This is a genomic window from Candidatus Poriferisodalis sp. (assembly GCF_965208485.1).
GTDB lineage: Bacteria > Actinomycetota > Acidimicrobiia > Acidimicrobiales > Poriferisodalaceae > Poriferisodalis.
The window spans coordinates 1602884-1623634 of the sequence record NZ_OZ242344.1; the positions used below are offsets into that span (position 1 = coordinate 1602884).

The window sequence follows — 20751 nt, forward strand, 5'->3', positions numbered from 1 at the left end:
CTCTCTACACACATATACGCAAGTGGGCACGAATCCTCATGCATCATTGTCTGCAGACGCGCCGCCGAAGCTCTCAGGACCGCTGCCGCCTCGGGCGGTTTGTGCCGCGGGCTTGTCGTGAGTTGCTACGCGGAAGATCGGTGTGCCAGTGCGGCCTCGCGGCGCTCGGCCTCCAAGCAGAGCCACATCGTCTGGCCTGCCGCCAAGTCCACGCGCTCGGACGGGCCGAGCAGCACGCCGCTCAGCAGATCCACGCAGCCGATCTCGGCGAACTGCGTGCCCGCACTGCCCTGGGGACAGAGCGCTGACAGCACCTCGAGATCGACGGTGAGATGGGCATGGCCCACGTTGGTCACTGACACCACCGTCTGGCCCCACTCAGCACTGCCGCGCACCACGCCCAGCGCCTGCGAACCCAGATCCAGCGAGACCTGCGGGCTGTCGGGATGAAATGCGGGCTGTGCACGACGAATGAGCATGCGGTGGACGAGCTCGACCAAGGTCCGGCGCCGGATGCCGTCCTGCGCGCCGAGCAAGTCCACCGCCTCGTCCAAGGTGACCTTGCGCCGGTTGATGGTGCGCTTGTTCTGCTCGATCGGCGGCAGGCCGTGCTCCCGCACGATGCGGGGCGGCTCGCTGATCGGCGTCCAGTAGCTGGGAGTGCCCAGCAGCGCATGCACGTACAGCGCGGGAACGCCGGCGAGACTCAGCATGACGGTGTGGGCAGCGAGGAACTGCGCCACACCCAGCGGATCCCCGTCACCGGCGAACAGGTCCCACAGCGAGACGTTCAGCTCGTACGCCTTGGGACCCGCGGGCGTGTCGAACTCTGAGTGCGTCCCGCCGGCGCTGTGCGCCGCGGCGATGAGCCGGCTGATCTCGGCTTCGCTCAACAGCCCCTCGACCGGGCGCAGCCCGATGCCGTCGTGGCTGGCGATGAAGTTGAAGAACGACGTTCCCGCAGGCGGCGCTTCGAGCTGGCCCAACCATTGCTGCATCGCTGCCGACGAGCCCGACAGCATCGTGTGGGCCACCAGCGGCGGCAGGCTGAAGTTGTAGACGAGGTGAGCCTCGTCGCCGTCGCCCCAGTAGGCCACGTTCTGGTCATGGGGTACGTTGGTCTCGGTGATGATGACCGAGTCCCCACAGCGTGCGTCCAGCAGCGTCCGCAGCAGCTTCACGAACTCGTGCGTCTGCGGCAGGTTCACACACGACGTGCCGAACTCCTTCCACAGGTAGGCGATGGCATCCAGCCGGAACCACCGAACGCCAGCGCCGACGAGGTGGGCCACGGTGCGCAGCAAGTCCAGCAGCACCTCGGGCTCAGCGAAGTCCAGGTCGATCTGGTCGTAGCTGAAGGTGCACCAGAGCAACCGCGGGCCATCGGAGGTCTCGACCTCGCGCAGCAGCGGCGTGGTACGGGGACGCACGACGCTCGACAGGTCGTCCTCGGGCTCGGCGGTGAGCAGGTAGCGGCTGCCGGGCTCTTCGCCGTTGCAGAACTGGGACATCCACGGGTGGCCGGCGCTGACATGGTTCACGACGAGGTCCGCCATGACCGTGTAGGTCTCGCTCAGGTCGACGATGTCGTCCCAGCTGCCCAGCCGCGGGTCCACCGCACGGTGGTCCGTGATGGCGAAACCGCCGTCGGAGCTTGCCGGATAGAAGGGCAGCACATGCACGACCGACACCACATCGCCGGTCAGGTCGTCGAGCAGTTCGTGCATCGTCTGCATCGGCACCCTGCCCGCTTCGGTGATCGAATCGGCATAGGTGATCACGGCCACCTCGTGCTGATCCCACCGCGGGCCGCCTGCCGCGACGACCTCGGTCCCGGTGAGTCCGATGGTGTCCAGCACGTCGCCCACGAGGTGATCAAGGGGCACATCGGGGTAGATGAACTCGAGGTGGCGCCTGACCCGGCTGCGAAGATCTCCCTCGGTCACGACTTACGGCCCCTTCCTCGTCGACTCGTCAGCCTGAGGAACATTCTGTGCGGGGAGACGCCGCGACACCAGCGGCATTGTTGCGCAGATTTGACTCTGGGACCCCAACAATCAGCAGAAAAGCCGACACCAACAGCAAATCTGCGCAGATTGTGGTGCGAGATCATTGTTTGCGCAGATCTACCGGCACCAGCGGCAGATCTGCGCAAGTTTGGCCTTGACATCGTTTCGTGCGCAGAAGTGCCGGTGCCAGCGATTCCGGCCCCGTCTCCGCGCCGCACCGCGTAGCGTGAACACATGGCCGAAACCCTGCTGGAAACACCCGTAGAGGGGGCCGACGCTCCCTCGGTTCACCCGCTGTCGATGTTGACCGAGGCGGAAGCCCACGCCGCGCTCGAAGTGCTGCGCCGCGCCGGGCATCTCGGCGACAGCGCACGGATCCACGGATTCTGCATCGTCGAACCGCCCAAGACCGAAGTTGCCGCATGGACGCCGGGCACCCGCACCGATCGCCGCTTCGAGATCGTGGTGCGCGAGCACGGCGAGGTGCATATCGCCGTGGTGTCGGTGACCCGCGGCGAAGTGGACTCGTGGACTCACCATCACGACGTGGTGCCCCGTGTCGGCATGGCCGAGTTGTTCGCCGTGATGGATGCCTGCCGGAGAGACCCAGGCTTCGCCGCCGCCCTGGCCAAGCGCGGCATCACCGACACGTCACAGGTGCAGATCGACCCCTGGCCGACAGGCGACTACGACTTCGACTTCGAGATCGGCCGGCGCGTGCAGCGCTGCATCGCCTTCTGGCGCCCGAACCCCACCGACAACGGCTATGCGTATCCGCTCGACGGACTCATGGTCCACATCGACGTGGACACGCTGGAAGTGCTGCACGTCACCGATTTCGACCAATGGCCGGTGGCTTCGGAGCGAGGCAACTACGACGTCGACTCGGTCACCGAGGACTTCGGCCCGATGCGCACCGACCTGCGCCCGATCGAGATCACCCAGCCGAAGGGCACCAGCTTGACCCTCGACGACAACGAGCTGTGTTGGCAGAAGTGGTCGATGCGGGTCGTGATGGACGACACCGAGGGGCTAGTGCTGCATCGCATCGCGTATGACGACGGCGGCCGGGTGCGGCCGATCATCGACCGTGCGTCGCTGGCCGAGATGGTGGTGCCCTACGGCGACACCCGCCCGTCGCAGACGTTCAAGCACGCGCTCGACTCGGGCGAGTTCGGCCTGGGGCTGATGAACAACTCGCTGCAGCTCGGCTGCGACTGTCTCGGCGAGATCGCCTACCTCGACTCGACGCAGGTGTTCGACGACGGATCGGTCGTCACGACGCCGAACGCCATCTGCATCCACGAGGAGGACTTCGGCATCGGCTGGAAGCACTTCGACTGGCACGCCGACACCACCGAGGTGCGCCGCTCCCGCCGCCTGGTGGTGAGCGCCATCCACACCGTGGGGAACTACGAGTACGGCTTCTTCTGGTACTTCTACCTCGACGGCACGATCCGCTATGAGGTGAAGCTGACCGGCATCCTCACCACACGCTCGCACCGTGAGGGCGACGACCTGACGTTCGCCCGCCAAGTGGCGCCGCACGTGGCGGCCCCGATCCATCAGCACATCTTCTGCGTGCGGCTGGACATGGCCATCGACGGCAACGCCAACAGCGTCGTGGAGGTGAACACTGAAGCGCTGCCGCCGGGACCCGACAACCCGTACGGCACCGCGTTCGCCGCCCGTGAGACGGTGCTCGAGTCAGAGCTGGCCGCCCGGCGCAACACCAACTCGGCATCCAGCCGGTACTGGAAGATCCAGAGCGCAGACCACATCAACCGGCTCGGGCATCCGACGGCGTACCGGCTGCTGCCGCCGCCCACAGCCACGATGTTCGCCGCGCACGACAGTCCCCATTCCGAACGGGCCACCTTCGCCCGCCACAACCTGTGGGTGTCGCCGACTCGGCCCGACGAGCGGTACGGCGCTGGCCGGTTCCCCACCCAGCGCAACGCCGGCGACGGTCTGGAGCGCTACACAGCAGGCGACCGGCCCGTGGTCGATACCGACATCACCGTGTGGCACACGTTCGGAATCACCCACGACGCCCGGCCCGAGGACTTCCCCGTGATGCCGACCGAGTACGCCGGCTTCGGACTGGTGCCCGACGGCTTCTTCGACCGCAACCCGATGCTGGACGTGCCGCCCTCGCCCAACGGCCACTGCGCCTGAGGCTGAGCCGGCAGGCGAAGCCGTGGCCCGAGCGGCCCGCGAGCGAAGCGAGCTAGAGCGGGAAGAAGGGCCTGCCCACTGCGCCTGAGATCACAGCCGCCTACTGTGGCCGCATGGCGGGCGCACCCGAAGCAGACGAGTCGGGCCAGACAGCTTCCCATGCGGTGTCCGAGGACACCCTGCTGTCAGGTCTTGAACTGGTCGAGCACTTCGCTCCCGCGCCGACCGAGGGCCTGCGGATCGCCCCGTTCCTGGATGCCATCGAGGCACAGGCCGAGACGGCAGACCGGACCCGATCCGTCTCGTCGGAGGTCGTCGAGGCCATCCGCGGCACCGACTTCATGCGCATGTCGGCCAGCCGCAACATCGGCGGCGTCGAGGAGACGATGCTGCACATGGGCCGCGAGCTCGAAGCGGTGGCAGCCCGCTGCCCGAGCCTGGCGTGGTGCCTGTGGAACCACCTCTGCGTGTTCCACCTGTTCGTCGGCTCGGTCGGCCCCGAACAGCAGGACTTCCTCACCCACATCGTGACCAACGGCCAGTGGGTGTCGTTCCCGGGCGGCGCCCGCAGTTCGGTGTACGGCCGCGTCGAGGGCGACCAGGCCATCCTGAACGGCACGGGCCGCTGGGGCACCGGCGCCCGCTACGCCGACTACTGCGGCGTGGCTTTCGCGATCACCGGCGACGACGGCAAGCCGGTGAGGCATCCTGCGCCGCATGGAGCGGCGAAATCAAGCCTGGACATCCGCTTCACCATCCTGCCCACCACCACCGAGGGCATGAAGATCGATCCGTCGTGGGACGGCGCCGGGCTGCGGGCCTCTGCTACCGACGACGTCCACTACACCGATGTGCCGGTGAACCTCAGCGACTGCGTGGCCTGGTTCGGCGCCAACCGGGCAGAGTCGCTGCGCACGGTGCCGGTGGTGCATCATCGCTACCGCGAGGACTGGGTGGGCATCTCCGACCTGTGGCTCTCGTTCATGGCCGTGGGCCTCGTGCGTCGGGCGCTCGCCGAGGCCGCTGACGCGGCCGGAGGACGGCGGGTGATCATCGGCGGCAAGATGGTCGATCGACCCACGGTGCAGGTCAACTTCGGGCGAGCGGCCTCGCTGCTGGCTGCCGCCGCTGCCGCCACGGAAGCCGCCTGCAATGAGGTCGACCGCCGCATCGCCGCCGGTGTCGTCCCTGATGAGGCCGACTACCTGCGTCAGATGGCGGTGACGACCATGGCCGTCGAGCAGCTCGACGAGGCCATGTCGCTGCTGCACCGCACCCAGGGCGGCACTGCACTGCGCGAGGGCGGCGCCTTCGACCGCCGCTACCGCGACTTCCGGGCCATGCCGGTGCACATCAATGTGCACCAAGACCGCGTGACCCACCAGTTGGGCCGCCATCTTCTGGGCCTCGAGCTCAACCCGTTCTGAGCAGCCGACAACCACGCTCGCGACACTCTGAGGTGCGCGCGACCCGCCGTGTCGCCGATCGGCAACCATCGAAGTGCTGGCGTCTGGCTCTGGCCAGCGAGATTAGGCTCGACGTGATCGCCCCGAGTGTGCCTCGCGGGCGCGAACGGAGAGGGAGATCATGCGTTCGAGGACTCTGATACGGCTTGGGGTCGCGCTCGCCGCCATAGCGCTCGTCAGCGCCGCGTGCGGCACCGACGACGACGAGGCAGCCGATACGACTGCGGCACCGGTGACCATCGCAGCACCGGCGACCACCGCAGCACCCGCAACGACGGCCCCGCCAGCCGACGAACCCGAGCCTGAACCCGAGGGAATGTCCGCATCGGACATCACCGCGGCATTCATCCTTGTGGGACCGGTCGGCGACGCAGGCTGGAACTGGGCTCACGACCAAGGCCGCATATTTGCCGAGGAGCAAACGGGGGCAACGACGCTCGTTGTCGAGAGCATCCCCGAGAACGCAGAGGCGTTCAAGGAAGTCGCCGTCGACTTCATCAGGAACGAGGGCGCAAACATCATCTTCGGCACGTCGTTCGGCTACATGGATCCGATGGAGGAGCTGGCGGCCGAGTATCCCGATGTCGTGTTCGAGCACGCCTCAGGCTTCAAGATGAACGACACCAACTTCGGCAATTTCTTCGGCCGCATGTACCAGCCGCGTTACCTGTCCGGCATGGCCGCCGGTGCGATGACGCAGAGCGGCCAGATCGGCTACGTCGCTGCATTCCCGATTCCCGAGGTGATCCGGGGCATCAACGCCTTCACCTTGGGCGTGCGTGAAACCAACCCCAGCGCTGAGGTGCACGTCAACTGGACCTTCACCTGGTTCGACCCCGCAGTGGAAGGCGACACCGCCTCGGCGCTGCTCGAAGCGGGTGCCGACGTCATCGCAATGCACCAGGACTCGACCGCCGCAGGCGTCGCAGCCCAGGATGCCGGGGCACGTTGGGTCGCCTACAACTCCGACATGCGCAACTTCGCCCCGGAGGCGTTCATCACGGCGCCGGTCTGGCACTGGGGCCCGCGCTACGCCCGCACCATCGAGGCTGTGGCAGCCGGCACCTACACACCGGGCGCGTACTGGGGCGGCATGGATGACGGCATCGTCCAGCTTGCTGAACTGTCCGCCGATGTGCCCGGCGACATCGCCGACCGCATTGCCGACGCAGCCGAGCAGATCCGCTCCGGCGGTTGGGACGTCTTCACCGGCCCGATCAACGACCAGGACGGCGCTGAGCGCGTCGCTGCCGGCGAGACCATGGAAGACGGGCCGATGCTGGGCATGGACTGGTTCGTCGAAGGCGTCGTGGGTGACGCCAGCCCCTGATCCGTCTGATCCCACAACACTGAAACCGATGTCGGAGCCGGGGGGCGCCGCGGTGTCCCCCGGCTCCGGCGACGGTCGCGTTGTCGTCGACCTGCGCGGCATTCGCAAGGAGTTCCCCGGGGTCGTCGCTTGCGACGGCGCAAACCTCACGGTCCGTGCGGGCACCATCCACGCGCTGCTCGGCGAGAACGGCGCCGGCAAGACCTCACTGGTCAATGTGCTGGGCGGCGTGTACCTGCCCGACGCCGGCGAGATCTGGGTGCATGGCTCTCAGCGCCAGTTCCACTCTCCTGCCGATGCGATCGCCGCCGGCATCGGCATGGTCCATCAAGAGTTCCGGCTGGTGCCGACGCTGACGGTGTTCGAGAACGTAGTGCTGGGCTCGGCGCCCCGTTATCTGGACATGGGCCAGATCATCGAGCGAGTCGCCCACCTGGCGGCCACCTACTCGCTGCAGACTGACCCGTCCCGTCCCGTGTGGCAGCTCTCGGTGGGTGAGCGTCAGCGCGTAGAGATCCTCAAGGCGCTCTGGCGCGACGCCGATGTGCTGGTGCTGGACGAACCGACAGCGGTCCTGACCCCCGCCGAGGCAGCCGCTCTCGGTCTGACGCTGCGCTCCATGGCCGATCGGGGCCGATCGGTCATCTACATCAGCCACAAGCTGGACGAGGTGCTGTCGGTGTGCGACGAGGCGACCGTGCTGCGCAATGGGGTGACCGTGGCGCAGCCCCGCAGCCTTGCCGGCGTCGACCGGTCGGATCTTGCCGAGATGATGGTGGGCGAGGCGGCGGCGGAGATCCAGCGGCCCACCGATCAGCCCAGCGGTGACGTGGTGCTCGAGCTGGAAGGTGTGTCGGCGCTCAGCGATCGCGGGCTGCCGGCGTTGCATTCAGTCGACCTCGATGTGCGCGCCGGCGAGATCGTCGGCGTGGCCGGCGTCTCGGGCAACGGGCAGCGGGAGCTGGCCGAGGTCATCGCCGGGCTGCGCTCGACCACCGCAGGGACGATGCAGCTCGCAGGCGCCGACGTCACACGGGCGTCACCGCGGGCTCGCTCCCGCGCGGGACTGGCCTATGTGCCCGAGGACCGGCTCGGCGTGGGGCTGGCACCCACGATGTCGGTGGTCGACAACGCCGTCGTGCGGTCCTACCGGTCGCTGAGGCGACGGCTGATGCTCGACCTGCGCCGCTGCGAGGAGTTCTGCCGGCGCCTTGTGGAGCGCTTCGGCGTCCAGGTGGGGCGTGTGCACGAGCCCGTGAGCGCCCTGTCGGGCGGCAACCTGCAGCGCCTGCTGCTCGGACGGGAGCTGACCGGCGAGCCCAAGGTGCTCGTGGCGGCTCAGCCGACCCGAGGTCTCGACGTGGCGGGCATCGCTGCCATCCAGTCGCAGATCGTCTCCCAGCGAGCCGCCGGCGTAGGAGTGCTGCTGATCTCGGAGGATCTCGACGAGCTGCTCGCCCTGTCTGACCGGCTCATCGTGATGTACGAGGGTCAGGTCGCGGCACGCATGGACCCGACGCAGGTCACCCGCGCCGAGGTCGGCGCCGCCATGGCCGGAACGGGGACCGCATGACCGAACCGACCCACGCCCCGCTGCACACGGTCGCCCGCGGCCGGGCGCGCTGGCATCGCATCATCGTGCGGCCGGTGCTGCAGCGGCGCGCCCGGGTGGCACCAGCAGCACAGGCCATCGCGTTCGTGATCGGCATCGTGCTGGCGCTGATCTTCGGAGCGCTCCTGCTGTGGGGTTCGGGCAACGATCCGGTCGCGGTCTATGAGCGCATGGCTGAGTCCTCGCTCGGCGGGTTCGATGCGCTCTCGCGCACACTGCTGCGCGCCACGCCGCTGGCCATCGCCGGGCTGGCGGTTGCGGTGGCCGGCTCGATGGGCCTGTGGAACATCGGCGCCGAGGGTCAGATGATGGCGGGCGCCATCGTTGCGGCCGGCTTTGCCATGGTGGCCGGGGACCTGCCGGGTCCCGTGCTGATCGTGCTGATGCTGATCGCCGGTGCCGTGGGAGGCGTGCTGCTCGTGCTGGGACCGGCGTTGGCGCGCGCCTACCTCGGCGTCAGCGAGATCATCACCACGCTGATGCTGGTCGAGGTTGCGATACGCATCACCGAATGGCTAAAGGTGGGTCCGTGGAAGGACCCTGAGTCGTTCGGCTTCGCCCAGATCACACCCCTTCCCGACCAAGCATCGCTGCCGGGGCTGTTCGGGCAGGTCCACATCGGTGTGCTGTTCGCTGCAGCGCTGCTGCTGGCGTTCTGGCTGGCCGTGTCGCGCACTGCATGGGGCTACGAACTGCGCATGGCGGGTTCGTCACCGTCGACTGCTCGCTACGCCGGCATCTCGCTGCAACGCAAGGTGCTGACCGCACTGCTGCTGTCAGGCGGGCTGGCGGGTCTGGCGGGTGCGATCGAGTTGACCGGCACCGCCACCCGACTCGAGCCGGGACTCTCGAGCGGCTACGGCTTCGCCGGGATCATCGTGGCGGCGCTCGCGCTGATGCGTCCCTCCGGCGTCGCCGTAGTGGCAGTCGTGTTCGGGGCGGTGCTGCGGGGCGGTCAATCCATCCAGACGCTCGGTGTGACGAGCTCGATCGCCACGATCCTGCAGGCCATGATCCTCATCGGCGCACTGGTCTCGGCAGTGCTGCTGAATTACCGGGTGCGCTGGGTGCGTCCCGTGGGCAGCGGCACCGATGTCGACTCCACTCAGACCCCCACAGGCACGGGGGCATCCGGTGTCTGAAGACGCGTTCATCGGCCTGCTCGTGGCGACTGTGCAGTTCGCCACGCTGGTGTATCTGGCCGGTCTGGGCGAGCTCATCGCCGAGCGGTCCGGCGTGCTCAACCTCGGGGTCGAGGGGATGATGGCCATGGGCGCCGTGACGGGGTTCATGGCGGCGATTGCCACCGACCGTCCTTGGGTCGGTTTCGCTGTCGCAGCCCTCGTGGGCATGGCGACAGCGGCTGTCCACGCGATCGTCAGCGTGATCATGGGGGCCGGACAGGTCGTGTCGGGCCTCGCCGTCACCATCGGCGGCCTGGGCTTCGCGGCGTTCATCGGCCAGGACGCCGTGCGCCAGCGCGCCGATGCAGTGTTCACCGATCTCAGCATCGTCGGCCTGGCCGACATTCCCTGGGCCGGACCGATCCTGTTCGACCAGCCCCCGGTGGTATATCTCGCCGGCGTGCTCGGTGTTGCCGTCTGGTTCGTGCTGAGCCGCACCCGGCTCGGCTTGGCGCTGCGGGCGGTCGGCGAGTCGGCATCCACCACGGACTCCGTCGGCCATTCGGTCACGCTGCTGCGCACCAGTGCGGTGCTGATCGGCGGAGCGTTCGCCGGGGCTGCGGGCTCATTCCTGTCGCTGTACATGGCGGCGGGCTGGACGGAGGGCCTGATCGCCGGGCGGGGCTGGATCGCCGTGGCGCTGGTGATCTTCGGTGCATGGCGCCCCGGACGGCTGGCGGCCGGCTCGCTGCTGTTCGGCTTCACGCTGGCGCTGCAGCCGCGGGTCCAGACGTTCGACCTCACGATCTTCGGGCTGGAGGTCAACACGATCTCGCCGGCGCTGCTGGGGATCCTGCCGTTCCTGCTCACCGTGGTGGTGCTGATCGCGATCAGCTTCCGGGCCCGCCACCGTCCGAGCCCCGCTCCGGCTGCGCTGACGCTTCCGTACCGACGCGAGGAGCGCTGAGAGGCTGAGCCGGCACTCGCCGCCTCGCAAGTAGCGTTCAGCAGGTGACTGAAGGAACCTCACCCGAATCGCTGCCGGACGGGACGAAGCTGCAGATCCGTCTTCCTCCCGAGCTCGAAGCCGGCGTGTGGTCCAACTTCGCCGTGGTGCGCCACTCGCCGTACGAGTTCACGCTGGACTTCATCCGCTTGGACTTCAGCGGCAGCCAGTCGCCCCGGCGGGGCGTGGTCGTCCAGCGGGTGAACATGTCGCCGCAGTTCGTGGAGCAACTCATCAGCGCGCTCTCCGACAACATGTCGAAGTTCGCCTCGAACTTGGCGCCATCCAGCCTCGAGACGCTCGGCGAATCCAGCGACGACGAACCCGACGCCTAGGTCTCCTCCGGCGGCCTCGAGTCAGCCGCTCGATGCGGGGACGAATTCGGCGAGGAATTCGAGGGTCGCAGCAACGAAGATGTCGTTGCGGTCGCCGGCCACCATGTGCGCCGCGCCGCCGACGTTGGCGTAGCGGGCATGCGGCACCGTGTCGAGGAACGACTGCGCTCCTTCGGGGGACAGCACGTCGCTCATGCCGCCTCGCACCAGCAGCGTGGGAAGCGTCAGATTCTCCGCAGCCGCCTGCTGGCGAGGGATGCGCTCGGCGAAGCTGCGGGGCCGGTGCATGAACGCTGGGTCCCAGTGCCAGCGGTAGCGGCCGTCGGGCCACAGCCGCACGTTCTTGGCTAGCCCGTCGAGGTTGCGGGGCCGTTTGCGGTGGGGCTGGTAGTTGGCAATGGCCTCGGCGACCTCTTCGAGCGATGCGAACCCGTCGGCGCCTTGGGCCATGAACTCGCGGATCTTGCGGACGCCGGCCGATTCGATCTGCGGCGCCGTGTCCACCAGCACCAGCGCCAGCGCGTCCACGGCACCCTCGCCGACCGCGGTCAGCGAGGTGCCCCCGCCCATCGACGCGCCGACCAGCACCGGGCGCTCGCCGAAGTGCTCCACGATCGCCACCAGGTCGGCCACCGATGCTTCGGTCGTGTAGTCGCCGTCGGGCGCCCAGTCCGAGTCGCCGTGGCCCCGGGCATCGAGGCACACGGCCCGGTAGCCGCCGTCGGCGAGCGCCTGACCCGCTCCCTTCCAAGCGTGACGGGTCTGGCCGCCGCCGTGCTGCAGCAACACCAGCGGACCGTCGTCGCCATAGACATCGGCAGCCACCTGTACCCCTCCCGATGCGTCGATCATGACGTCGGGAATGAGCGAGTCGGTGATGCGCTCGCCGTGCTCGGAAGGGTGGGAATAGACATCCGCGCCGGCCGGCTCCGACGGAACGAAGTCGGGCGCGTCGGCGTCGGCAGGATCGAACAGCGGTCTGGGTTGGCTCACGGGAGGCCCTTCGTTCGGGTCGAGATCGGACAGAGGATCGCGCGTCGAGTCCACCCGGCGAGCAGTCTGCGCAACTGACGGGCGAGATCGTGTCGCGGGCCGAGGCGGCGCACTCTGGATCGGGCGGCCGGCTCAGCTCGTCCGGGCGCGGCCGTCAGCCTTGGCCGCGGCCTGATCACGGCGGCGTGCCTCGCCGGCCGCCGCAAGCGCGGCCCGGTTCGTGTCGTCGACGCGCATGAAGTGGTCACGCCAGCCGTCGTTGTCGTCTGCGTCCCACACGAACGGTGTCTGCACCGTGGTGCGAGGCATCCAGGCGTGGGTGAGCAGGCCCAGCCCTGTGCTCACGATGGCGCGCTGCATGTCGGCGTCGCCGGGCTTGCCGGTCGGGTTCCCGAGCGGGAAGTCGGTGAACACGAACCGGGCGACGCCGCATTCCTCCACGATGTCGCGAGCGCTGCCGGCCACCACGGTCGGGATGCCGGCCTCTTCCAAGTGACGTGCGATCAGACACACGGTCTGATGGCAGACCGGTCAGAGCGGCACCAGGAAGGCGACGTCCACGCCGTCTTCGCGCATCCACTCTTCGATGCGGGGCGAATCGTTGCGCTGCGTGCGACGGTGGCTGTAATCGGTGGGAATGCCGTAGAAGCGCTCTGACAGCGCACCGATGCGACCCTCGGCCTCGAACTCGCGAAGCCGGTTGATCGGCAGGTAGGTGTCGAGGTCGTCGGTGTGGGTGTTGTCCTTGTCCCAGAAGAGATCGCTGTTGTAGAGGCCGTCGAGGGCATCGTCGCAGCGGGCCGCGTAGGGCTGCTTTGGCCGTGCCGCCGGCACTCCCGCGGGCTCGCGGCCCTTCTCGAAGAACGAGGTGGTGACGAGTCCCACGGTGCACTCCGACAGCGGCTTGGGCAGCGGCGTGAAGGCAACCTCGTGGCTGTACGCCCACTGGTACGGCTGCGGGTAGCCGTGCGCCGCGTAGTACTCACGCGACTTGTCGATGTAGCTCAGGTACGACCGGTGCGCACGCCGCCCGTTCGTCTTGCGCTGCTGGGATGCCTTCTGCTGGGATGCCTTCTGAGCCGCCCTCTGAGTCATGATGTCTCTCCTGCCGGTGGACGCCACAAGACTGTACGCGCCGGTCTCGACCGGATGCCGGGTCGCGGGATCAGGGTGTGGGGCGTTGGTCGTGCTGGCCGTGAATGGCGAGCCCGGAGATGGCGTCGAGGCTGGCGAAATCGGTGATTCGATTGCGGGCGAGGTGCAGGATGCGCAACTCGCTGAGGCTGCCCAAGGGTGCGACGTCGGTGACGCTGTTGTGAGCAACGTCCAGCTTTGCCAGCGCGGTCAGTCCCGACAGCGGCGACAGGTCAGTGATGCTGTTGCCGCTCAGCCCCAAGGTCCGCAGGCTCGTGAGGCTCGGCAGTGTCGTGATGTCAGTGATGTCGTTGCCGCCGAGTTCCAACGTCGTGAGGCCCGTCAGGCATCCCAGCGGCGAGATATCCGAGACGACGTGTCCGGTCACGTCCAGAGAGGCCAGCGCCGTGGCGTGCTCGAGGCCCGACAGGCTCGACACATTCGATCCGTCCCGCCGGGCCGGCACTTCCAGGGCGGTGAGCTGCGTCATGTCCGCAGCAGTGATCGTCGCGTCTCCCGCTTTGCCCAAGGTCGTCGCCAGCGCAGATCGCAGCACGGGGTCGGCAATCGAGACGACACCCTGAGCAGGCGTGCATGAGCTGGTCCTGGCAGCACCCGGCACTGACACCGCCGCAGCGGCGCTCCCCGCTTTCTGGGGGTTCTCGCGCAGCGGGTCCGCCGGCGCCTCGGCGCTGACCGCCTGGTCGCCGTCCGCCCGCGCCGCGTCAGCGTCGCTGGCTCTCGTGGTTCTCGAAGCACCGGTGGCGAAGCTGACAAGGTTCGATGGGCGGGGCCGATCGATCGTGAGCTCATAGGAAGTCCGATGAGTCTCGTCTGATCCTGGGATTGTCAGTGTCACTACGCGGCGCCCGGCCGGTTCCAGCACCGGGGAGCGGCTGCCCCAGCAGGTGATCGCGCCGTCGGCTTTGATGCCGCAGGAGTGGTCCGCGCCGGCTGAGACGTGCGCGAACGAATCGGCTTGGACATCGGTCTGGCCATGAGCGTTGCTGCCCCAGCACACCGCCGCTCCGCCAGGACGAACTCCGCACGCGTGGCGGCGACCTGAGGACACGGCGCTGAATGAACCCGACGGCGGCGACGCCTGTCCGTCATAGTCGGCACCCCAGCACGCGACCGTGTCGTCTTGCGCGATTCCGCAGACGTAGTTCTGACCCACTGAGATCGACGCGAAAGCCACCGTCGGAGGCAACAGCAACCCGTCGTCCTCGTTGCCCCAGCAGGTAGCGGTGCCGGCCGCGTTCAGCGCGCACGACAGACGTGCGTTGACAGACAGGGCTGCGAACACGCCCGCAGGCGCGTCAGTCTGGCCGTAGTCATTGAGACCCCAGCACGCGACCGAGCCGCCGGACTTCAATCCGCACGCGTGATAGTCACCGGCACCCACCGCAGTGAACGAACCTGGCGGTATCGCCCTCAGGCCGCGCTCGCGGTCGCCCCAACACACAATCGATCCGCCAAGACGCAGGCCGCAGGAATGGAAGACGCAGGCCGCAGGAATGGAAGTAGCCGAGCGCTACCGAACTGAACGAACCAGACGGCGGCGACGACATGCCATACCAATCCAGCCCCCAGCACGCCACCGAGCCGTCGGACTGCACCCCACAGGAGTGAGACGGGCCAGCGACGACTGAGCTGAACGAACCAGACGGCGCCACATGGGCACCGAACACCTCATCGCCCCAGCAAGCAGCGACGCCGTCGGCAGTCACACCGCACGCATGGGCGTGGCCCGCCGACAGCGAAGCGATCTTGCCGACCGGCACGAAACGATTGTCGATCAATGCACCCCAGCACACAGCAGTGCCATCGGTCTTGGTTCCGCAACTGTGCCACCACGATCCCGCTGACACAGAACTGAACGAGCCAGACGGCGGCGACGCCTCACCGGCGACGTTCCATCCCCAGCACACCGCAGCGCCGCTGATGCGCACCCCGCATGAATGACTCGAACCCGCGCTCACCGAAACAAACGAACCAGAGGGCGGCGACGCTTTACCACGGAAGTTGTTGCCCCAGCACGCCAAAGAACCACTGGAGCGCAACCCGCACGAGTGGCTTGAGCCGGCGCTCACCGAGGCGAACGAACCAGACGGCGGCGACGCCTTGCCGTCTCGGTTGTCGCCCCAGCACGCCAGAGTGTCATCGGTTTTCACGCCGCATGTGTGATTCGAACCGGCATCGACCGATCTGAACGAGCCAGGCGGCGGGGATGCCTGACCATCGGCATCATGCCCCCAGCACTCCACCGAGCTATCGCTCTTGACGCCGCATACATAGCCACTGCCCGCAGACACCGACGCGAACGAGCCCGACGGCGCAGCCAATTGGCTGTAGCCCCAGCACTCCACCGAGCCACCGGTCTTGACGCCGCACGAAAAGTGAGAACCGGCCGACACCGACACGAATCCCGTTTCCGTGCCCAACGCCACCTGATGGCCCCCAGCCGACGAATCAGAATCCGCCGGAGTAAGCGCCACAACGCCATCGGTGGACCGGTACTCCACCGACACATCCGACACGTCCGCCGCCGCCACGACCCGATACCTGGTCACCTTCGGGTCGAACGGCGGGATCAACTCCAACGCCGCACACTGCGGCACACAATCCGGGCCGGTGCCTGACGGCACCACCCGCAGCGAATCCAACTCAGCACGCTCCAGCACTCGAATCCGATACGTCCGGTGCCCGACCTGCCCGAACGCCGCGCCCACCACCACCTCGAACTCCGCCCCGCGGACCAGAGTCTTCGGCAGCGACTGCGCCACCAGCAAAGACCCGCCGCCGCTGCCGTCCAGCGACTCAAGCAGACTGTGCGACCCATCGGTGGTGTCGGTAGCCGCTCGCAGCGTCGCCGGTCCCGGCTCCGCCACCACCGTGTACTCATACACCGCAGGATCAAAACGGCCCGCCAGCAGATCCACCCCACCCGCGGTCAGCGACAGCGCACCCAGACGGCCCACAAAACTCGACGGCGCCTGCCCGTGCTCGTCATCGCCCCAGCAGTGCACGTCCTTGACCACCGTCAACGCGCACCCGTGCTTCGCCCCGGCCGACACATGGGAGAACACGCCCGCGGGCGCATCCAGTCGCTGATCAGGCACTTCGTCGGGCCCGCCGTAGCCCCAGCAGCGCACCCGGCCCCCAGGCAGCTCATCGGACTCGTAGGCCAGCAGCCCGCACGAATGGTCCGCGCCCGCATCGACTTCCGTGAACCGCCCTGCTGGCCCCGCAGCCCGACCCAGCGGCGTCACACCCCAGCACGACACCAGATTCGCCATCAACACGTCCGCCGCAGTCACGGCGCACGTATGGGCTGCCCCCGCAGCAACATCAGACACCACCAGCGCCGACGGCGCCAAAAGCCGCTCGTCGTCGGACTTGCCCCAGCACTCCACCGCACCGGTCGACAACAGCATGCACGAGTGCTCCGACCCCGCCACCACCTTGGTGGCCTTGATGCTGGGCGGCTCATCGAACGTCCCCGTGGGCACCTCGGTCTGGCCGTCGCTGTTGTCGCCCCAGCACACCACCCCGCCATCCGGACGCAACCCGCACACATGCCGATCCCCAGCAGCCACCTCGATGAACCGGCCCCGCAACGCACCAGTGCCCGCCGACACCGCCACCGGCGAAGTGATCGCCGCCGGCAGCTCGCCCCAGCACTGCGCCGCACCGTCCCCGCTGCGCACACCACACACGAACCGCGCCGTCGGCGGCGACGACAACGAAGCAAACGCCCAACTCGGGGTCGCGTCCCGGATCGCCCGCTCCCCCCAGCACTGCACGGCACCGTTCGACCGCAACCCGCACGTATGACGTGCCCCAGCCGACAACTCCATGAACAACCCCGCGTCACCCTGCGGAGACAGTCCGATCCTCAGATCGTCACCCAGCCGCGCCACAGCCGCAGCCGGATTCACGATCCCCCGCCCATACTCCATAGACGGCGCATGCAGGCCGTTCTCGGTGTGGAAGCCAGGCCGTCCTGGCTGACGGATACGCCGCAGGCCCGCAGACAGCCTCTCGATCAACTCGTCATCGCCGTCGCGACCACGTGCGGTCGGCACCTCCGCCGCTGGCGGCGCGAGCGTCGTGTTCTCCAGAGCCGCCCGTATCTGGCCAACAGTGGCATCAGGATGACGGTTCACCATGTGCGCCACCACACCCGACACAAACGGCGCCGCTTGCGAGGTGCCCGATTTCTCGAACACCGGGTGAGCGCAGCCACCCGGCGGCATAGTGCGGGGGTCCGTTCTTCGCGCAACGGTCGGCGCACATGGGATCGGTGAACTCGGCAGCCCGCACTCAAGCGGCCCCCAACGATCGTCGACTCCATCGCCATTGGTGTCCTCGGGATCGCAGGTCACTACGGGAACCGTCGACAGCAATCGCCCGCCGGGCGCGGCGAGGTCAACGAAGTCTTTGAATGTGCTGAAGTCGGGCCGTCGTCCGTCGTAGTTGACTGCGCTGACAGTCACGACCTCACCGGTGAGGCTGTAGACGGCGGGAGCATGATCGAAGTTGTGCCCTGAGCACCTGTTGGCCTGCCAGCCCTTTTGCCCATCGGCACCTTCGTCGTCGTCGCCACAAGGGTCCACGACGCTGATCCCCGCTACATCCAATGCCGACACCGCGCCGCAGTCGGCCTCGCCCGGAGTGACCGTCGCCGTCGCCTCGCCCAGACGCTCCAAGTCGATATTCGACAGCGTCGGCGCGGTGAACGGATCGAACTGCAACCTCTCGCTGGCGTCTTCGGGAACCTGTACTTCAAGGCCGCTCGACCAACGCGACACGCCCGCTGTGCTGCGTGCGCGCAGTGCGAACCAATACTCATCGACGTCGGCAGGCAGGCCGCCCACCCGCGCTGCCGACCCCTCCCGCACGGCTACGACGCCGTCAACGGGCTCATCGGTCGCCAGCAGTATCCACCCGTCAGTGCCCAGCACCAGCAATTCATAGCCGCTCGCGCCGGCCACATCGTCCCAGTCCAAGCCCACCACTCCCGGAGCAAGCCACTGCCCTCTGAAGCTGAAACCCTCGCCCGGTCTCGGCGCCACCTGCATCTGCTCAGCACCGACAGCAGCCTGCGCCTCTGATTGCCGCGCAACCGGCTGTACCGACGTTGAGCGAGCCGCACTGCTCGACGTCGACAGTGCCGGCGGCGCGAGGGCAGGCGACTGCTCATGTGCGGCCACCGGCGATAACAACCCCGACAACAACACCACGACGCCAACCACAGCCCCAATGAGCTTGTTCATGACTGTCCTTTCCCGAGCACTCAGCGCTGTCGGAGCCCAGAAGCGTCTGCGCGCTGCCCAGCACTGGTCGGCGATGCGGCAGCATTTGCTACAGCTCCAGCCAGCGCCGCTCTACGACGGCCCACGCCGTTCACCGAACCACCGGCATCCACACGAGGTCTTCGTCGGAGTCGTACCCCCAGCACACCACTGTGCCGTCAGTGCGGATCCCGCACCCATGACGACCGCCGACAACGGTGTCCACAAACCGATCGGACCCCGATATCCGCTCGAACTGCTCGGGCGGCGTGTCGTAGCTGAAATAGGTTCCCGCACAGAACAACTCGCCCCGCCTGCTCAACAGACACGGCATCTCAGAACCAGGCCCAGCGACACGAGCCCACTGCGCATCAGGCACGCCCAACCAACCCGGGTCCCACATCCCGCCGGTGTTCCAGCCCTCGGTGTCCCAATCCCAGCACGCCAGCAATCCCTCGGCACTCACGCCGCAAGCGCGGTGCCCCCAGAGCTCAGCGCTGACCATCGGCTCCGTGCCCTCAAGCGGGGCGCTGCCGGGTCCGTAGCGCCAGCACGCCGGCTCCTCGTCCGCTCCGATCCCGCACGCGAAGTACGAACCCAGATCCGCATAGACATCCCCAAGGGGCCTGAGCGCCGGATCATGCCAGCACACCAGCCACCCCCCAGAGTTCAGCGCGCAGAGCGGGCCGTACTCACCGGCCCCAGCGATCTCCACGAATGTGTCCTCAGGCGGAGCCAGCCGATCTGCCCCGTACCAGCAATCGAGCTGCCCATCCTCCCGCAGACCGCATCCCACCTCGACAGACACGTCCTTGAACGGGCCAGCCGGTCCTTCCCACACCACCTGCTCAGCCCCAGTCGTGGCCGCATAGCTCCAGCACACCAGCGAACGATCCGACCTGACCCCACACGCCTGCCTCTCGGCGATCGAAACCTTCTCAAAGTCACCGGCAAGAGGCACCCCGCCCGCTGCGTACCGGTCGCCCCAGCACTCGATCCGCCCATCAACACGCACCCCACACGTACGAAAACGGGTTGCCGAGATGTCCACGAACGCTCCTTCGGGCGGTGTCGCCCGACCCACCCCCAACAGACGTGACCCGTCGTCACGCCCGCCCGCGTCCTCTGGCGAGTCATCCGCCACGGGCGGCGCCTCTAGCTCACGCTCACGCTGACCATCGCCAGTTGCCTCACCCGCTCCGCAGCCACAGGCCGCAGCGACGAAACCCACCGCCACGAACGCGAAGGGCAGCCACCGCGGCATCCTCGTCACCTAACCTGACGAAGCCGAGCCCAGCAACCCCATCCCACGAAAACGCGAAGGCTCTTGTTGTTGGCTGCGGCGACAGCGACGACATCGCCGGTGAGGCTGTAGATGGCTGGCGCGTGGTCGAAGTTATGGCCCGAGCACTTGTTTGCCTGCCAACGTGGCATCCCCTTGCTATTCAAGCTCGCATCCCGCAGTTGCCCGCCGCTGCGACCGACACGACGCCGAGCATGGACGCCGCCCGCAGCGCAGCCTCGAACGTGTCCTGGTGCTTGTCGCTCTCGATCGGGATGCCGCCGACGTTCTGGTCTCTGGGGCTGCGATGCCCGGTGCCCCAGATCAGCGACATATTGATCACCCGTGCACCGGCGTTGACCGCCGCCGCCACTGCCTCGGTCGGTCCCATCGACGCATCGCAGCCGGCGCGTCCCAGTACACGAATCGGCAGGATCGTCGCGTCCGGCGCGACCCCGGCCGTGTCTTGATTCGCAGGGTTGGGATTTGCGCTTGTCTTCTGGACATGCTCGGCCGCGACGATGCCGGCCACATGGGTGCCGTGCCCATCGGGATCCACTCGATGGCAGAGATGTAGACCGCCGGTGACGATCTGGCTGTCGAGATCACGGTGTGCGCCGTACACGCCGGTGTCCAATACCGCCACCATCACCGGATCAGCTCATAGCCAGTCGAACCCGGGACATCGTCCCAGTCCAAACCCACCACCCCGGGTGCCAACCACGTCCCACCCAGCACAAAGCCGTCGCTCAGCATCGGTGCCGACGATGCCGGACCGGCGCCCGCTGAGCCCCGTGCCTGAGCGGGCGCCTCGCCAGGCCACTGAGTCGCCGCAGTATCGAATGGACCCGTAGCCGATGTCGCCGGGCTCGATGGTCCCGACCCGTCAGACGTCGGCCCGGCCGTCACAGCCTGCGGTGAGGCCGCAAGCACCGATGCCACGAGGGCAACGGACACAGCTCCGTACAGCAAGCGCATCTGCGCT

General features: G+C 67.7%; 16 protein-coding genes. 7 read left to right on the forward strand and 9 right to left on the reverse strand.

The genetic code is table 11. The features are described 5' to 3' along the window. Nucleotides 1–125: 125 nt before the first annotated feature. Nucleotides 126–1946 carry an alpha-amylase family glycosyl hydrolase gene (locus tag ACOGXQ_RS07425; RefSeq protein ID WP_419946772.1) on the reverse strand — a complete coding sequence of 607 codons (1821 nt, stop codon included), beginning with the start codon at nucleotides 1944–1946 and terminating at the stop codon, nucleotides 126–128. 297 nt (nucleotides 1947–2243) lie between these two features. On the opposite strand from ACOGXQ_RS07425, the gene ACOGXQ_RS07430 reads away from it, so the two are divergent. From ACOGXQ_RS07430 to ACOGXQ_RS07460, 7 genes are all read left to right on the forward strand, one after another. After that, entirely contained in the window at nucleotides 2244–4187 is a 1944-nt protein-coding gene (locus ACOGXQ_RS07430) for a primary-amine oxidase (protein ID WP_419946773.1), read from the forward strand. Between the two features lie 113 nt (nucleotides 4188–4300). After that, a complete protein-coding gene (locus ACOGXQ_RS07435; RefSeq protein WP_419946774.1) occupies nucleotides 4301–5614 on the forward strand; it encodes an acyl-CoA dehydrogenase family protein in 1314 nt (437 codons plus the stop codon). 160 nt (nucleotides 5615–5774) lie between these two features. Further along, entirely contained in the window at nucleotides 5775–6983 is a 1209-nt protein-coding gene (locus ACOGXQ_RS07440; RefSeq protein WP_419946775.1) for a BMP family ABC transporter substrate-binding protein, read from the forward strand. 28 nt (nucleotides 6984–7011) lie between these two features. Continuing rightward, entirely contained in the window at nucleotides 7012–8556 is a 1545-nt protein-coding gene (locus ACOGXQ_RS07445; RefSeq protein ID WP_419946776.1) for an ABC transporter ATP-binding protein, read from the forward strand. Further along, a complete protein-coding gene (locus tag ACOGXQ_RS07450) occupies nucleotides 8553–9737 on the forward strand; it encodes an ABC transporter permease (RefSeq protein ID WP_419946777.1) in 1185 nt (394 codons plus the stop codon). Before ACOGXQ_RS07445 ends, ACOGXQ_RS07450 begins: the two co-directional genes overlap by 4 nt. Next, nucleotides 9730–10686, forward strand: a complete 957-nt coding sequence (locus ACOGXQ_RS07455) for an ABC transporter permease (RefSeq protein ID WP_419946778.1) — start codon at nucleotides 9730–9732, stop codon at nucleotides 10684–10686. The genes ACOGXQ_RS07450 and ACOGXQ_RS07455 overlap by 8 nt, the downstream gene beginning before the upstream one ends. A gap of 44 nt (nucleotides 10687–10730) precedes the next feature. Beyond that, the gene (locus tag ACOGXQ_RS07460) at nucleotides 10731–11060 is read left to right on the forward strand and encodes a DUF3467 domain-containing protein (RefSeq protein WP_419946779.1); all 330 of its coding nucleotides are present in this window, start codon (nucleotides 10731–10733) and stop codon (nucleotides 11058–11060) included. Nucleotides 11061–11081: 21 nt separating this feature from the next. On the opposite strand, the gene ACOGXQ_RS07465 is transcribed toward ACOGXQ_RS07460, so the two are convergent. The 8 genes from ACOGXQ_RS07465 to ACOGXQ_RS07500 all read right to left on the reverse strand — a co-directional run bounded on the left by ACOGXQ_RS07465 (nucleotide 11082) and on the right by ACOGXQ_RS07500 (nucleotide 20744). Next, on the reverse strand, nucleotides 11082–12053 hold the full coding sequence (locus ACOGXQ_RS07465) for an alpha/beta fold hydrolase (RefSeq protein WP_419946780.1): 972 nt from the start codon (nucleotides 12051–12053) through the stop codon (nucleotides 11082–11084). Nucleotides 12054–12185: 132 nt separating this feature from the next. Beyond that, a complete protein-coding gene (locus ACOGXQ_RS07470) occupies nucleotides 12186–12566 on the reverse strand; it encodes a hypothetical protein (RefSeq protein ID WP_419946781.1) in 381 nt (126 codons plus the stop codon). Between the two features lie 18 nt (nucleotides 12567–12584). Next, complete coding sequence (locus ACOGXQ_RS07475) at nucleotides 12585–13148, reverse strand: hypothetical protein (protein ID WP_419946782.1); 564 nt, start codon at nucleotides 13146–13148, stop codon at nucleotides 12585–12587. 70 nt (nucleotides 13149–13218) lie between these two features. Continuing rightward, nucleotides 13219–14592, reverse strand: coding sequence for a leucine-rich repeat domain-containing protein (locus tag ACOGXQ_RS07480; protein ID WP_419946783.1), 1374 nt, complete (start codon nucleotides 14590–14592; stop codon nucleotides 13219–13221). Further along, the gene (locus tag ACOGXQ_RS07485; protein ID WP_419946784.1) at nucleotides 14579–18466 is read right to left on the reverse strand and encodes a S8 family serine peptidase; all 3888 of its coding nucleotides are present in this window, start codon (nucleotides 18464–18466) and stop codon (nucleotides 14579–14581) included. The genes ACOGXQ_RS07480 and ACOGXQ_RS07485 overlap by 14 nt, the downstream gene beginning before the upstream one ends. 130 nt (nucleotides 18467–18596) lie before the next feature. Further along, complete coding sequence (locus ACOGXQ_RS07490; protein WP_419946785.1) at nucleotides 18597–19748, reverse strand: hypothetical protein; 1152 nt, start codon at nucleotides 19746–19748, stop codon at nucleotides 18597–18599. A gap of 181 nt (nucleotides 19749–19929) precedes the next feature. Beyond that, on the reverse strand, nucleotides 19930–20415 hold the full coding sequence (locus ACOGXQ_RS07495) for a S8 family serine peptidase (RefSeq protein WP_419946786.1): 486 nt from the start codon (nucleotides 20413–20415) through the stop codon (nucleotides 19930–19932). After that, the gene (locus tag ACOGXQ_RS07500) at nucleotides 20415–20744 is read right to left on the reverse strand and encodes a hypothetical protein (RefSeq protein ID WP_419946787.1); all 330 of its coding nucleotides are present in this window, start codon (nucleotides 20742–20744) and stop codon (nucleotides 20415–20417) included. Before ACOGXQ_RS07500 ends, ACOGXQ_RS07495 begins: the two co-directional genes overlap by 1 nt. Nucleotides 20745–20751: the final 7 nt, after the last annotated feature.